Source organism: Erwinia mallotivora (assembly GCF_000590885.1).
GTDB classification, from domain to species: domain Bacteria; phylum Pseudomonadota; class Gammaproteobacteria; order Enterobacterales; family Enterobacteriaceae; genus Erwinia; species Erwinia mallotivora.
Genome location: NZ_JFHN01000029.1, coordinates 60,412 through 74,918, shown reverse-complemented (window position 1 = coordinate 74,918; position 14,507 = coordinate 60,412). Strand labels below are relative to the sequence as shown.

Annotated in this window: 13 protein-coding genes; 8 read left to right on the top strand and 5 right to left on the bottom strand. The window is 53.0% G+C overall.

The features are described 5' to 3' along the window. Positions 1-73: 73 nt before the first annotated feature. Positions 74-3,001: a cytotoxic necrotizing factor Rho-activating domain-containing protein gene (locus BG55_RS05570; RefSeq protein ID WP_052018705.1), complete on the bottom strand. Its 2,928-nt coding sequence runs from the start codon at positions 2,999-3,001 to the stop codon at positions 74-76. A gap of 672 nt (positions 3,002-3,673) precedes the next feature. Between BG55_RS05570 and BG55_RS22790 the strand changes: the two genes are divergently transcribed. After that, positions 3,674-3,847, top strand: a complete 174-nt coding sequence (locus BG55_RS22790; RefSeq protein ID WP_160170835.1) for a hypothetical protein — start codon at positions 3,674-3,676, stop codon at positions 3,845-3,847. Between the two features lie 32 nt (positions 3,848-3,879). Further along, positions 3,880-4,626, top strand: coding sequence for a ferredoxin--NADP(+) reductase (fpr, locus tag BG55_RS05565; protein ID WP_034935247.1), 747 nt, complete (start codon positions 3,880-3,882; stop codon positions 4,624-4,626). On the opposite strand, the gene BG55_RS05560 is transcribed toward fpr, so the two are convergent. Beyond that, positions 4,617-5,060: a DUF805 domain-containing protein gene (locus tag BG55_RS05560; protein WP_034935245.1), complete on the bottom strand. Its 444-nt coding sequence runs from the start codon at positions 5,058-5,060 to the stop codon at positions 4,617-4,619. The two genes, fpr and BG55_RS05560, sit on opposite strands and share 10 nt — an antisense overlap. Positions 5,061-5,154: 94 nt before the next feature. Here BG55_RS05560 and BG55_RS05555 point away from each other — a divergent pair, with 94 nt between their 5' ends. Together BG55_RS05555 and tpiA are read left to right on the top strand one after the other, a co-directional pair. Continuing rightward, a complete protein-coding gene (locus BG55_RS05555; protein ID WP_034935343.1) occupies positions 5,155-5,748 on the top strand; it encodes a YiiQ family protein in 594 nt (197 codons plus the stop codon). A 120-nt stretch (positions 5,749-5,868) separates the two neighbouring features. Beyond that, positions 5,869-6,636, top strand: coding sequence for a triose-phosphate isomerase (tpiA, locus tag BG55_RS05550; protein ID WP_034935243.1), 768 nt, complete (start codon positions 5,869-5,871; stop codon positions 6,634-6,636). Between the two features lie 38 nt (positions 6,637-6,674). Here tpiA and pdxR read toward each other — a convergent pair whose 3' ends face one another. Continuing rightward, on the bottom strand, positions 6,675-8,114 hold the full coding sequence (gene pdxR / locus BG55_RS05545; protein WP_034935241.1) for a MocR-like pyridoxine biosynthesis transcription factor PdxR: 1,440 nt from the start codon (positions 8,112-8,114) through the stop codon (positions 6,675-6,677). An 89-nt stretch (positions 8,115-8,203) separates the two neighbouring features. Here pdxR and BG55_RS05540 point away from each other — a divergent pair, with 89 nt between their 5' ends. Then, on the top strand, positions 8,204-8,659 hold the full coding sequence (locus BG55_RS05540; RefSeq protein ID WP_034935239.1) for a carboxymuconolactone decarboxylase family protein: 456 nt from the start codon (positions 8,204-8,206) through the stop codon (positions 8,657-8,659). A 432-nt stretch (positions 8,660-9,091) separates the two neighbouring features. Further along, the gene (mqo, locus tag BG55_RS05535; RefSeq protein WP_052018704.1) at positions 9,092-10,681 is read left to right on the top strand and encodes a malate dehydrogenase (quinone); all 1,590 of its coding nucleotides are present in this window, start codon (positions 9,092-9,094) and stop codon (positions 10,679-10,681) included. An 85-nt stretch (positions 10,682-10,766) separates the two neighbouring features. Here mqo and BG55_RS05530 read toward each other — a convergent pair whose 3' ends face one another. Continuing rightward, on the bottom strand, positions 10,767-11,354 hold the full coding sequence (locus BG55_RS05530; protein ID WP_034935236.1) for a LysE family translocator: 588 nt from the start codon (positions 11,352-11,354) through the stop codon (positions 10,767-10,769). 136 nt (positions 11,355-11,490) lie between these two features. Between BG55_RS05530 and BG55_RS05525 the strand changes: the two genes are divergently transcribed. Then, complete coding sequence (locus tag BG55_RS05525; RefSeq protein WP_034935234.1) at positions 11,491-12,948, top strand: aminotransferase-like domain-containing protein; 1,458 nt, start codon at positions 11,491-11,493, stop codon at positions 12,946-12,948. A 3-nt stretch (positions 12,949-12,951) separates the two neighbouring features. Here BG55_RS05525 and BG55_RS05520 read toward each other — a convergent pair whose 3' ends face one another. Next, positions 12,952-13,575 carry a glutathione S-transferase family protein gene (locus tag BG55_RS05520; protein WP_034935340.1) on the bottom strand — a complete coding sequence of 208 codons (624 nt, stop codon included), beginning with the start codon at positions 13,573-13,575 and terminating at the stop codon, positions 12,952-12,954. Positions 13,576-13,638: 63 nt separating this feature from the next. Here BG55_RS05520 and BG55_RS05515 point away from each other — a divergent pair, with 63 nt between their 5' ends. Next, the gene (locus tag BG55_RS05515; RefSeq protein ID WP_034935232.1) at positions 13,639-14,490 is read left to right on the top strand and encodes a PhzF family phenazine biosynthesis protein; all 852 of its coding nucleotides are present in this window, start codon (positions 13,639-13,641) and stop codon (positions 14,488-14,490) included. Positions 14,491-14,507: the final 17 nt, after the last annotated feature.

Here is a 14,507-nt window from a genome sequence, read left to right as displayed (position 1 = left end):
TACCCTTCATCAGGGGAAAAACCGTTCTTCAGAGCCCGGCTCATTAGTGCCAATGAAACTCAAATAAAAACGTCTATCTCAGGTTGAATTTCATTGAACCAAGCACATTAATTTTCTTATTCATTGAGTTAACTGACACATCCTCCGATAACACTTTGACAATGGTCTTCCCTTGCTTTTTCGCTAATAAAGCATAGCTATAGCCTGCTCTGATCGAAAATTTCGGAGCCTGCGCCAGGTTATAATCAAACGTAGTCACATTGCTTTTCACTCTGTCCGTTCGGGTGCCCTCTTTACCAAAAAAAGTCAGCGCAGAGTTATCGAATAAACCCAGGGTATCAATTAAATCATTATTATGATTACCCGAAGTATCCAGCGTCTTTCCTGACAGAGCCTGTAAAGTATGCTGGGCGGAAGCTACACCATGAAGGCCTGTTTTCCATTTGTTATCACCGGGTTTTTGCCCTGTATGCAAAGCATAAAAATGATCATCGTCCACCGTATATATCATGGAGCAACCACTTAAAGCCCCTGAAGTGACTATCAAAGGATTACCATCATGGATACTGTCAAGAGCAATGCGGATTCCCACTGAACCTGACATTCCATTCGCAACCTGTATTCCCTGAATATCTTTACTCAGTTTATTGCTATCCCAGTGGGAACCTATTTTTCCTGCGCCCGATTCACTTGAGGTCATATGTTGACCATCAAATACCATCACCGTCTTGTGTAAAATACTTTCTTCATTGAGAATTTCGGAAGTATAAGGTAGCGGCTCTGACAGATGTTTATCTGAGTCATAACGGTGAATATCAAACTGCAATGATGTTTCCACTGTGTCACTTCCCACCAAAAGACCACGCGAGCGCAAGGGTGTAATGCTCCCTTTTTTTAGCTGTTGATCATCTGAAACAAACAGCGAGGTAAGACTCCGCCCAACAAGCCCATGCTGGTCCTTATATGACAGCGGATTATTCCTGCACATGCGGTATAAATTCAGGCCATCCACTGTACCCGCAGGATCGGCACTGAGCCAGCGCCCTGCCCAGGGTTGATAATACCGGTAGCCATAGTAATACAGACCCGTTGCATCCCGCTCTTTTCCAGAATAACGCACCGTCTTGTAGTCCACCTCCACAGCACTACGCGCCGTCCTTACCGCCGTGCCACCAAAAGGATAATACTCCTCATAGTCGATAAGATTGCCTTCGCCATCCAATTCAAGCGTTATACTGCCGTTGAGGTCAGAGCAGCTGTAACGCAGCTGATCGTTGTTGATACCGTGTGGCCTGCCGTTTTCCCAGCACAATGCCTGCACCTGAGCCACCCTGGCGTTGATAACCTGTAGGTTTTCTGTTTCCACGCTGCCAATAAATGTCTTTCTCCGTTCCAGTCCGGGCAAGTACAGCACCTGCCTCGTTTGCACACTGTTTTGTGTCTGCTGACGGCTGATCTTCAGCACCCTTTGGCTGCCACTGTCATAACGGTAGCTTTCAGTGTCGTCCGCCGAGCCTTTACGCGCCACGGTCGTCACCCGAAGCAGATCCCCTCTGGATGTCCATGAAAGATGCTGTCCCGATACCAACTCTGTCTGGCAGCCTCTATTCGTAAACAGCGCGTCCACCTCTTCCGCTCGGGCAACCAGAGAACTCAGTACTGCCCGATTACTTCGGTCACTGACAGTGATCTTTGTCGTGTAGTTATTTCCTGTGGCAGGTGCACCATGGCGTATCTGTAGAAGATTTCCGGCCCGGTCATAAAGATAACTGCGGATGTAGGAGGTATATGAGACGTTATCAGTGATGAGAGGGACATTTACGGCAAGTTTGCTGACATCCTGCTGGCATGCATTTGCCATTTCCCGGCCAGTCGCCCTGACCATTTGATATATGCTGTCATAAACGTAAGTATTTCCCGGCACCACCTTCTGGTTACGCCAGAAACGAATTTTTTCCGCATCATTACGTATGCTGATTATGTTTCCCGCCGGATCATAGCCATAGTGCAAGTCCTGCAACATCTTCGCACCGGCAGGATGTCCGGCCGGACGGAAAGTGGTTATGCCGATCACGCGCTGGGTTTCCAGTTCATAGCGATACTGGTTCACCACGCCGTTGCCATACTCCTCACGCAGTTTCTGTCCGGCAGCGGACCAGGTCAGGGATGTGACAATAACCTGCTCCATCCCGCCCTTCACCGTCAACCAACAGGAACTGAGAAGTCCTGCCACGTCAAATTGCATGCGTTGTTGATTACCGGCTGCATCGGTGGTGTTAAATACGCTACCCGTAGCATCAGCGATACTCAGGCTGGTATGCCCTGTGGCTTCCACACAGTTCAGGCAGGCAGAAATATCCCCCTGCCAGTTTGCGACCACATCCGCATCAGACGCATCGTCCAGTAACAGCCGGGTGACAGAAAGCGGCACGCCAGTGAGGGCAACGCCATCAGTCATCAATATCCCGGCAGGGTCACAGTGATATATACACTGCCCGGCGAGGTTGTTATCCCGATCGGCACGTTGATTGCCAGCATAGAAGAAACGCTTTGTAATTCTGGCAGCTTCGCCGTTTACCTGCTCAGTCACACTTAGCGGACGTCCGGGCAGGTCAGCATTTTCATACTGGTATGTATGGGTTACTTTCTGGTCAGGATCGGTGGTGCCGTCGTCATTAATACAAATATTGTCAATCCTGATACAGGGCCGCTCGCTGGCATCCTTAAAAAAGATTGTCGTCCCGGCGTCGGCACTTTGTGTGAGCAGTGCATCGCCAGTGAGATCGTTCAGGCGATGTAAATTAACCAGTCCGGCCTGGTGCAAACGCGGGTCTGTGCTTTCAGTTAAAAAGCCACGAGGGTCGTAGCGATGATAAGTCAGGCGCTCATCGGTAAACTCCGGGCTGTCGGGATGGCGGTGGTAAATAATATCGCGCACGGTAAGACCACGGTTATCAGTCACCTTGACGGTGGGAGTTTTGTGAAAAAGTGATCTGTTCATAGCTTTTCCAGTTAATAGTAGGGTGGTCTGGTTTCACAACACCATAATGCAGCCGGAAGTCCATCATATGAGTGGTCCTTCTGCCGTGCTGGAAGGCCCTTTTTTCTACCTGGCATTGATAAATTAAGGCTGGCGTTGATCCGGATACTGCAAACGCCAGATTCTTTTTTTATTAAAATAACGCACAAAGTCTTACCGGGTGTTCAGAATCAGCATAAAAGTCGCCGAATTCCCGCTGCCTGAAGTAAGAACAGAGATACATCTTTATTTATCAGAACGCAGAAATAAAAAAAGATATATTGGAATTAGTACTCAAAAAATTAATATATAGCTTTTACGTCGTAGAAAATTGAAAACAACCTGACAGAAAAAACAATTACCGACTTTACCTGATCTCATCTCAGCAGAAAATATTTTAAATATTAAAAATAATGAAAAATAATCCACGTCATTTCCTTCAATAAAAAAAGCAAAAATCAATCATCATCAAAAAGAGTGTAAATCACGACATTTCTGATATGAATAATAAATTAAACGCCAACTTAACATAACGACCTGTAAGAACCTGTCCCACCAGGCGTTATTGTCGTAGCCAGTCTGGACAGGGACAACGCGCAGAAACCGGAGCGTACACGGAGTCTGTGAGGATTTCGAGCCGTGCCCGGGTTCAAAATGACGAGTAAACCAGCCCTGATGGGTCAGGCTCTAAGCCCGGCCACCACCGGCTCCCCTGTCGACGAGGAGATTTGGCGCTTTGCGTGCACCCATGCCAGGGTCATTTGTCGATATGAGCTTTATGACTGGCAGTCACTGGAAAAAAGCCGCGCCAGTAGCGAAGATAGGTGACCACCCCGCCCCACACCGACTAAGGAGTTGTTATGGCCGAATGGGTTAACGCCAGTATTAAAGAGGTAAAGACCTGGACTGACAGTTTATTCAGCCTTGTCGTCACTGCTCCAATTGATCCTTTCATCGCCGGCCAGTTTGCCAAGCTGGCGCTGGAAACCGACGGTGAGCGCGTTCAGCGTGCCTATTCTTTCGTTAACGCACCCAGCGACGACCATCTGGAGTTTTACATTGTCAACGTCCCTGAAGGGAAACTCAGCCCGCAATTACACCAGTTAAAGCCCGGCCAACAGGTGATGATCACGAAAGAGTCGGCGGGATTTTTCGTGCTGGACGAAATCCCTCCCTGTAAAACACTGTGGATGCTGGCTACCGGCACCGCCATCGGGCCTTATCTGTCAATATTACAGGAAGGGAAAGGTCTGGAGCGTTTCGAACACATTGTACTGGTTCATGCAGCACGTTACGCCCAGGATCTGAGCTACCTGCCGCTGATGCAGCAGCTGCAACAACAATATAACGGTAAGCTCCGCATTCAGACGGTGGTGAGTCGGGAAGAGGCTGCCGGCTCGCTGACCGGCCGCGTCCCGGCGTTGATCGCCAGTGGTCAGCTGGAATCAGCCGTTGGGCTGGCTCTGGAGGCGGAACACAGTCACGTCATGCTGTGCGGTAACCCGCAAATGGTCAGGGACACTCAGCAACTGCTGAAAGACACGCGCCAGATGCGAAAACATCTGAAACGTAAACCCGGACATATGACCAGTGAACATTACTGGTAGTCTGAGGCTCTGCGGCCAGAATAGTTAACCCGGCAGGCGGTTGTGCCAAAACGATTATCCCCTCTGGTGCCAGGCAACACCACCAGCTCCAGCGTCATGGTCACCAGAATCAGCGTGGGGATAAAGCGCCCCAGCGCCCATTGCCAACTTGCGGGTAACATCTCCCAGTTGCCAGCCGACAGCATCCAGGCAGCAATCAACAGCAGTCCCCAGTAACCCGGTTTGTTACGGTCATGAAGACGCTTAACCACCACTGCACTGGTTGGCCATAACAGGCTGACCACGCAAAAAGCGGCGGTCTGCGTGCTCACCCATTCACAGGACGCCAGCATAAATAACACGATCATCAGTATCAGCCACAGCATTAGCCAGATCCAGAGATCGCGCCGACCGATCCTGCCGCGATAGGAAAAACACCACGCTTGTAAGGTCATTTTTTTATCCCCAGGAACAGCCTCAACCTTTGACTTTTCCAGCGATTGTCCGCTCTAATCTTCCGTAAAAATGCACAGGTAAGGGCAGATGAAAATGAAAGAAACGCTTTTCGCGGGCATGGTGTTACTCGGCATACTGGCGATGGCACCAGCCCGGGCCGATGCTGACCCTCAGGATCATGCTGAGCATTTGCCAACTGCGCCCTATCTTTTACCCGGTGCGCCTACCTTTGATATGACTATCGGCCAGTTTCGCGAAAAGTATAATCTCAGCAATCCAACCTTGCAGATCCCGGAATACCGGGCAATCGACAACCGTGACGACAAAAGTAATTTGACCCGTGCTGCCAGCAAGATCAACGAAAATATCTATTCCTCAACCGCCCTTGAACAAGGCACAGGAAAGATCAAAACGTTACAAATAACCTGGTTGCCCATCCCCGGTCCGGAGGAGCAAAGCTCACGTGATATCGCTCGCGCTTACATGGCCGCGCTGGAGCGTTTTTTTGAGCCGACGCTGAACGAAGAACAGAGCCTGAGACGGCTGGACGATCTGCTGAGCAAGGGTAAAGGCTTACGCTATTTTTCTCAAAGCGAAGGTGCTCTGCGCTATGTCGTTTCTGATAATGGCGATAAAGGGCTGACCTTTGCCATCGAACCACTTAAGCTTGCCATGAGCACTGGCTGACTTGCGGTCAAAAATGACGAAAAGCAAAGCCTTCATAGGTTTTGATCTCTATACTGTCCGGCAGACAACGCTGCTGAGGCAGGCTAATTTAACCGTATCGCGCTAAGCGTGGAGGAAATAATGCGACATCCGTTAGTAATGGGTAACTGGAAACTGAACGGCAGCAAACACATGGTCAACGAACTGATCGCCGGTCTGCGCACCGAGCTGAGCAACGTTGACGGCTGCGGTGTAGCCATAGCCCCACCGGTGATGTATCTGGATCAGGCAAAACACGCCATCGCGGGTAGCCACATTGCGGCTGGCGCCCAAAACGTTGACGTCAATCTGTCTGGTGCTTTCACCGGTGAAATCTCTGCTGAGATGCTGAAAGATATCGGCGCGAAATACATCATTATTGGTCACTCTGAGCGTCGCACCTATCACAAAGAGAGCGATGAGCTGATCGCCAAAAAATTCGCCGTGCTGAAAGAAGCGGGCCTGGTTCCGGTTCTCTGCATTGGTGAAACCGAAGCCGAAAACGAAGCAGGTAAAACAGAAGAAGTCTGTGCCCGCCAGATCGATGCGGTGCTCAACACCCAGGGCGCTGAAGCCTTCAATGGCGTGGTCATTGCCTATGAGCCAGTCTGGGCTATTGGCACCGGAAAATCAGCCACCCCAGCTCAGGCACAGGCGGTACATAAATTCATTCGCGATCACATTGCGAAAAAAGACGCCAGCGTGGCGGCTCAGGTGATCATTCAGTACGGTGGCTCTGTTAACGACAAAAATGCCGCTGAACTCTTTGCACAACCGGACATTGACGGCGCATTGGTTGGCGGCGCATCACTGAAAGCAGATGCTTTTGCAGTGATCGTCAAAGCTGCGGCTGCGGCTAAAAACCTCTGATCGTTCTCCCTGCGCTGAAAACGGCGCAGGGTTTTCACTTATCCCCACCGCTCCACCAGACTTTTTAATGTCAGCACATGACTTTCAAATCCCTCTTCCGGCATGTTCGTCACGCTCAGTATTAACCCGTAACGGCACTGATCTTCATGCAGATACCAGCGCGAGAGAGGCGTCGGGGCCATACCATAAGCCAGCGCTTTGCTGGCAATGTCCACGTCCTTCGTCCCGGCCGAAAATTCAACCACCACGGCCAGGGCTGCCGGATAAACCAGAGGGAAATGATTTTTCAGGGCTGACAGCATTTTTGCCTGCCGTTGCGCATACAGGCGCTTCATCCGCCGAAGGTGCCGCATAAAATGCCCCTCACGCAAAAACTCCGCAACGGCATCCTGTAGCACAAAAGACGCGGCGGGTAAGAGAGCGGCGGCGACATCGCCAAATTGTCCGGACAGCCTCTCCGGCACCACCAGATACCCCATCCGCAATGCGGGGCTGAGATTCTTACTGAACGTACCGATATGCAAAACCCGCTCACTGTCCAGTGATGCCAGGGCTGGCACAGCGCGGCCCGTTAACTGCAACTCACCAAGGTAATCATCTTCGATGATGAAGCCTTCAGACATCATCGCCCAGTGGAGTAATTCACCGCGTCGGCCAGGTGACAGAGGCATACCCAACGGAGCCTGCTGTCCTGGCGTAACCAGCGCCAGTCTGGCATCGGGAGCAAGGCGCTGCCCCTCGCTTACCCGTATTCCTTCCTGATCAACCTGAACGCCAACCACTGTCATTCCGGCCAGCTCCAGCGCTTTACGCGCCAGCAGATAACCGGGGTCTTCTGTCCAGATTTTGTGCCCACGCCAGTTCATTGCCAGGCTAATCAATCCCAGCGCACCCGCAAAACCGTGCGTAATGATAATTTGCGATGCCTGACAATTTATTCCACGCGTCATTGCCAGATAACTGACCAGTTGTTCGCGCAAATGTTGACTGCCACGCGGGTCGGGATAGCCGACCGACCTGCCACTCATTTCGCGGGCATGGCGGGATACGATACGCGACCATACTTTCCCCGGAAATGCGTCGCCCGCAGGAACACCCAGCTGAAAAATCCGCGGAGGAGTATCAAAATCATGCATAACGCCAGACAGCGGCGACGGAGTCAGAACCTGTGGCACAGAGGTTGCTGGCAGCGGCAGTCGCTCGCCGACCCAGGTTCCTGCCGCGCCTTTTGCCACCAGCAACTGGCTGTCCGCCAGCATGTCATAGGCAGCACGCACCGTCCCGCGAGCCACACCAAGCTGGATGGCAAGGTCACGGGCGGAAGGCATCCGTGCGCCGGGACGAATCCGTCCGGATCGGATCGCCGCGCTGACAGCCGCGACTATCTGTTCACTCAGGTTCAGAGAAGCCTGACGACTCAGGGTAAGGTCAATTTCGGCTGTCAGGGATGGGCCACTGTTTTTGTCAATTCCTGGCACTTTTGTTGTTCCATCAGGACAGAGAGAATCTGCTCAGTACCGGCACCATTGTTATGCCGGGATCCGCGATGTCATCACAGGAGAAGAGAATGAGCGAACGCATCCACTACGCCCGGGTCGCACCGGCAGGTATGAAAGCACTGGCAGGTGTATACAACTATGTTGCGCAATCGGGGCTGGCAATGGAACTTATTGAGCTGATTTTTTTGCGGGTTTCAGAAATCAACGGCTGCGCTTACTGCATCGATAAACATACCAAAGCGTTGCATGGTGCAGGACTGGCCTGGGACAAAATCGTACTGACCAAAGTCTGGCGTGAGGCCGGGAGCTGGTTCACGTCCCGGGAACGGGCTGCACTGGCCTGGGCAGAGTCGCTGACCCTAATTGCCCGGACGCAGGCGCCGGATGCGGTATTTGCTCAGGTTTCGGCAGCATTCAGCGATAAAGAGATCGCCGATATGAGTATCGCCATCGGCCTGATGAACGCCTGGAACCGTCTGGCCATCAGCCATCGAAAATTACCCGACAGCACACCCGGCAACTGAACGGATACTCTGAGGCGGCTGTGGCTTGCTGGCAGCCCGAAAAATTTACACTTCCCCTCTCAGCAGGCTCGATTCAGCAGCAGAAACGGGCCTGAAAAGTCAGTCAATTGTTTTGCTCATCTTCATCTAATCGCATGATTTAAAAAATATTTTTCAAACACCCGCCTCCCTCTCCAGCTTTATTATTACTATTACTGATTTCTTTTTATTCTTCATTCTCATTTTTAATATTTAAACAATTTTTTAATTTACTCATAACAATGGTATATTTTCTGACAGCCTGACTGGTTGCCCATTTATCCATGCCTGCGGTATGGCGTCGCGGCCAGCTATCCCCTTGTATTCAGCGATTCAGCCAGATTTTTTCTGCCGAAACCGGGCTGTTTCACCTGCTTAACATGTTGATTCGTCAACATATGGAGATGTCGCCCCATGCGAAAATCAGCCGAAAACCTTACCCCGGCCTCCGAACAGCAACAGAGAACAGACGTCGATGTGCTGTTGATCGGCGGCGGTATTATGAGCGCCACCCTGGGTGCTTATTTACAGGAACTGGAGCCAGGCTGGCATATCACAATGGTTGAGCGGCTGGCGGACGTGGCCGGCGAAAGCTCTGATGGCTGGAATAATGCCGGGACAGGCCATGCCGCCCTTGCGGAAATGAACTACACCCCGGAGAACAGTGACGGCAGCGTCGATATTCAGAAAGCCATCAATATTAATGAAGCCTTTCAGCAGTCGCGCCAGTTCTGGGCGCATCAGGTACAGAAGGGAATGCTGAAGGAGCCACACAGTTTTATTAAAAGTGTGCCGCACATGAGCTTCGTCTGGGGCGATGAGAACGTCAGTTTTCTGAAGAAACGATTCAACGCTCTGCAAAAAAGCACCCTTTTTCGTGGAATGGAATACTCCGAAGATCCTGAGCAGATCAGGGAATGGGTGCCGCTGATGATGGAAGGGCGTGATGCAACACAGCCTGTTGCCGCGACGCGCACCTCAGCAGGAACGGACGTTAACTTTGGCGAAATCACCCGCCAGTTGATCGCCTCGATGCAGAAAAGTGCGCACTTCACACTGCAAACTCGCCATGAGGTACGCCGTTTCAGACGCAATCAGGACGGCAGCTGGCAGGTCAGTCTGGCCGACCTGAATAAAAACGGTAAAGAAAAGACCCTGCGGGCGAAATATATTTTTATTGGTGCGGGAGGCGCGGCGCTGCCCCTGTTACAGAGCACGGGGATTCCGGAAGCCAAAAATTATGCTGGTTTCCCGGTCGGCGGCGAGTTACTGGTCAGCGATAATCCGCAGGTGGTGCAACGTCATCTGGCGAAGGTGTATGGCAAAGCTTCCGTCGGCGCACCGCCCATGTCGGTGCCTCATCTGGATACCCGAATGCTGGATGGCAAACAGGTACTGTTGTTTGGGCCGTTCGCCACCTTCTCGACCCGATTCCTTAAACAGGGTTCGCTGTGGGATATGTTTGGCTCAATCACCCCGACCAACCTGATGCCAATGGTGCATGTCGGTCTGGGAAATTTTGATTTAATCAAATATCTGGTCGGTCAGGTGTTGTTAACCGATGAGGCGCGGCTGAAAGCCTTGCAGGACTATTTTCCTGAGGCGCAGCAAGGCGACTGGCAGCGGGTAAAAGCCGGACAGCGCGTGCAGATCATCAAGAAAGATGAGAAAAAAGGCGGCGTGCTGAAGCTGGGAACCGAAGTGGTGACCTCTGAAGATGGCACCATTTCAGCGCTGCTGGGTGCCTCGCCGGGTGCCTCTACCGCAGCGCCAATCATGCTTGACCTGATGAATAAAGTCTTTAAGGAGCAGTTCCACAGTGCGGCATGGCAGTCAAAACTCAGGGCAATAATTCCGTCCTATGGTCAGAAACTGAACGGTAACGTGGCGGCAACGGAACATGAAATGGCGGAAACCAGCCGCATTCTGCAACTTGATTACACGCCTTCATCAGCGGCCAACGATGAAAACAAAGACGGCCACGCGGCGGTTATTGGCAAATAATCCCGCCGGAACGGTCATAACAGGGTGGTATAACCACCCTGCTTTATCCTGCCTCATCCCTCTTCCTGCCGACAAGATGATTGATTCAGCGGATGTTAATGGCTTCCACCAGCATCCATACGGTGGTCAGTACCAGCGACAGCGCCATCACACTGTTGAATGCTCGCAATTTCCATGGCACCTGCAAGTGACGGCCCATCCGGTCCCCCATCACCGCCCAGACCATGATGCAGGGTAGATTGAGCACCATAAATCCTACCGCTACCGCCAGAATGCCATTGCCTGAGCTGTACATCAGCGCAACATTGGTAGCCATCAGCCAGGCCTTCGGATTCACCGCCTGAAACGCCGCGCTGCCCAGTAGCGTCATGGGGCGGGATTTTTCCTGCATCTCCGGCGATCCTGCGCGGAAAATCTTCCATGACAGCCACAGCAGATAACTACAGCCAAGCAACGTCAGAGGCACTCTGACCGCACTCATCCACTGGAGTAACACATCCAGCAGCAGCCCGGCGAGGGCAGTCTGGAGCGCACAGCCACAGACAATTCCCATCATCATTGGCAGTGTTCGTCTCATGCCAAAATTCACGCCGGATGTCGCCAGCATCAGGTTGTTAGGGCCTGGCGTAATCGACATAACCGTGACGTAACTGAAAAAGGAGGGGTCGAGCATGATTGTTATCCTGATGATGAGTAAGAACATCAACATACAGGCTGCCACGATATGGTAACAGATTCAGAAACAGACTATTGTTATGGGTACAGTCATCCTTATCCCTGTATTGTACCCATCCCCGAGAGGAATAATTGTGTCCATCAGCGAAACCGAGGAATCACCGCTCTATCAACGGCTGGCCGTCACCCTGGCGGAAGCGATTCACTGCGGAACTTATCCTCCCGGTAGCCGCCTGCCTGCGATCCGCCGCTGTGCCAGCCATCATCAGGTCAGCGTTAATACTGTGCTGACGGCCTACCGTATCCTTGAGGATCGCGGACTGATCGAGGCACGCCCTCAGTCTGGTTATTATGTGCGCAGCGTGCTGCCTTCGGTTAAAGCCGTCAGCCGACTCCACCCGACGGTGCACTCGCCGGGAAGCGATAAGCTGGCGCTGATTGAAACCGTTTTTGCCGCACAAAATCACCCTGACTACACCAACATCTCCCTCGCCTGCCCGCAGAACAGCGACTTTTATCCCACAGCAAAAATCAGCCGTATTATCTCCTCGTTGCTGCGGCGGGAACCGATGCTGATCGGCCGCTATGCGCTACCGCCTGGTAGCCAGCGGCTGCGCCGGGAAATCGCACGACGCGCGCTGGACCTGGGGATGAGCCTGACCGCAGAAGAGATCACCCTGACTCATGGCTGTATGGAGGCGTTGCAGCTGGCGCTTCGGGCCGTCACCACACCGGGTGACTGTGTCGGTGTGGAAACGCCAACCTATTTTTATCTCTTCCCTTTGCTGGCCAGTCTGGGGCTGAGCGTGCTGGAAATCCCCACCGATCCGCAGCAGGGTCTGTCGCTGGATGCGCTGGAGCTGGTGTTACAGGAAAAGCGCATCCAGGCACTGGTCGCCATGCCGACAGCGCAAAATCCGATGGGATGCACCATGACCTTGCCCGATAAAAAACGTCTGGCAAAAATGGTCAATCACTACCAGGTGCCGCTGATCGAAGATGGCCTGTACTGTGAACTGCAATTTAACTGGCCGCTGTCACCGGCGGTAAAAGCCTTTGACAGCGATGGCTGGATCATTCACTGCACCAGTTTTACCAAAACCATCGCACCTGATTTCCATCTTGGCTGGATGGCTGGCGGACGTTTTCATGAAAAACTGGCGCGGCTGAAGTCTGTCTCCTCGCTGGCAGAATCAAGGCTGCTTTCTGAAACGCTGGGGCATTTTCTGGAGTCAGGCGGCTATGACCATCACCTGCGCAATCTTCGCCGCCGCTATGCTGCCCAGATGGATGAGGCACGCGGCATGATCGCCCGACACTTTCCGGCAGGAACACGAGCCACCCAGCCCAGCGGCGGATTTGTCTTCTGGGTTGAACTGCCCGGCAGGCTGGACTGCGTCGCGCTGTTCCACCGTCTGTTGCAGGAGAAAATCTGTCTGACGCCCGGTGCCCTCTATACGCTCAGCGAACGGGGTAACAGCGCCATGCGCCTGAGCTGCTGCTATCCGTTTGACGACCGCTACAGCTGGGCGCTGAAAAGAACTGGCGCACTGGCCTGCGAAATGAGTGGGATAGCAGCAGGCAGCGAATGAGATTCAGGGCGTACCGTTGCGCCCCCAGGCTGCATACCCTTTTCTTTCGGTGAGCCGTTCGTAGTAGGCCCGCACCGCAGGCAGGTCAGGATGCTCCAGCGGCGTTTCGTACCAACGGTTAACCGACAGACCTATCGGAATATCAGCCAGTGAAAAGGTGTTCCCTGCCACCCAGGCTCCGGTCCGTTCCAGTTGCTGGTTGAGGATAGCCATCGTGTGTGACCAGCCCTTACAGGCCGCAGCCAGCAGACGCGGGTCCTGATGCGCGGGGGAATGCCGTACCAGTGACATAAAAGCATAGCGCCAGGAGGTATTCAGCTCGGTCGCCTGCCAGTCTATCCATTGATCGACCGGCGCACGGGCGCGAGGATCGTCCGGATAGAGCCAGCCGCCGCCATATGCATTGGCCAGATAGCGAATAATGGCATTGGATTCCCACATAATAAAATCGCCATCCTGGATTACCGGAATCAAGGCATTAGGATTCATCGCCTTAAAAGCGTCCTGCTGAGGTGACTTAAAACCTTCGCCCCAGTCATCGCGCCTCCAGGCGATATTCAGCTCGTCACACAGCCACAGCACTTTTCTGACGTTGATCGATGAGGCCCTACCTAATATCTTCAGCATAAGATCGTCACTTTTATTTAACATTCAACCCGGCACGGGCTGACAATGGCAAGGATACTCACAATGTCGCAATTACGCGCTTTTAAGCAAGTTGATGTTTTCACTTCTTCGCCGCTGAACGGCAACCCACTGGCGGTAGTGCTGGAAGCCGACGGGCTAAGCGATGAGCAGATGCAGGCTATTGCACGCTGGACCAACCTGTCGGAAACCACTTTTGTTCTGCCAGCCAGCGACCCGGGGGCCGATTACCGGGTGCGTATCTTTACCCCCACTCTCGAACTGCCTTTTGCCGGGCATCCGACGCTGGGCACCGCACACGCTCTGCTGGAATCGGGAATCAGCCTGAAAATGCCGGGTAAGATCGTTCAGCAGTGCGGTATCGGGCTGGTGACGATAAAAACAGCTGCTGACCACCACCTGGCCTTCGCCGCGCCGGAGGCCACGCTGTCAGCATTCAGTGATGCCCCGCTCAGCAGTGCACTCAACAGCGAGGCGATGGAGAGCACGCTGCCGGTGATGGTGGCTGATATGGGCATTCGCTGGCTTCTGGTGCCTATGACCTCTGCCCGTGACGTGCTGGCGGTTAAACCCAACGTGGTGGAATTTGAGCGGCTGACGCAAAAAGCCCGCGTAAATGGCGTGATGATATTCGGGCCGCTTGCTGGCGAGAAGGAGCAGTATGAAGTGCGCGGCCTGTTTACTGAAAATGGTGCACTGGTTGAAGACCCGGTTACAGGCAGCGCCAACGCCTGTCTGGCCCGTTATCTTCAGGCACAGGGGAAGACGCTGGATTACCGCGTGCGCCAGGGCACCGTTCTGCAACGTGCCGGCCGCCTGAGCGTGAATTACACGCCAGATGGCGTGTGGATTGGCGGTCAGTCAGTGACGGTCATTGACGGCACCATTAACGTCTGAGCCATTCCACTTTAAGG

What these genes read in the sequence shown, in the direction of transcription:
- BG55_RS22790 (WP_160170835.1), top strand. Translation starts at nt 3,674, where the DNA reads ATGACGAGTAAACCAGCCCTGATGGGTCAGGCTCTAAGCCCGGCCACC.
- tpiA (WP_034935243.1), top strand. Translation starts at nt 5,869, where the DNA reads ATGCGACATCCGTTAGTAATGGGTAACTGGAAACTGAACGGCAGCAAA.
- BG55_RS05540 (WP_034935239.1), top strand. Translation starts at nt 8,204, where the DNA reads ATGAGCGAACGCATCCACTACGCCCGGGTCGCACCGGCAGGTATGAAA.
- mqo (WP_052018704.1), top strand. Translation starts at nt 9,092, where the DNA reads ATGCGAAAATCAGCCGAAAACCTTACCCCGGCCTCCGAACAGCAACAG.
- BG55_RS05520 (WP_034935340.1), bottom strand. Translation starts at nt 13,575, where the DNA reads ATGCTGAAGATATTAGGTAGGGCCTCATCGATCAACGTCAGAAAAGTG.
- BG55_RS05515 (WP_034935232.1), top strand. Translation starts at nt 13,639, where the DNA reads ATGTCGCAATTACGCGCTTTTAAGCAAGTTGATGTTTTCACTTCTTCG.
- BG55_RS05560 (WP_034935245.1), bottom strand. Translation starts at nt 5,060, where the DNA reads ATGACCTTACAAGCGTGGTGTTTTTCCTATCGCGGCAGGATCGGTCGG.
- BG55_RS05570 (WP_052018705.1), bottom strand. Translation starts at nt 3,001, where the DNA reads ATGAACAGATCACTTTTTCACAAAACTCCCACCGTCAAGGTGACTGAT.
- BG55_RS05530 (WP_034935236.1), bottom strand. Translation starts at nt 11,354, where the DNA reads ATGCTCGACCCCTCCTTTTTCAGTTACGTCACGGTTATGTCGATTACG.
- BG55_RS05555 (WP_034935343.1), top strand. Translation starts at nt 5,155, where the DNA reads ATGAAAGAAACGCTTTTCGCGGGCATGGTGTTACTCGGCATACTGGCG.
- fpr (WP_034935247.1), top strand. Translation starts at nt 3,880, where the DNA reads ATGGCCGAATGGGTTAACGCCAGTATTAAAGAGGTAAAGACCTGGACT.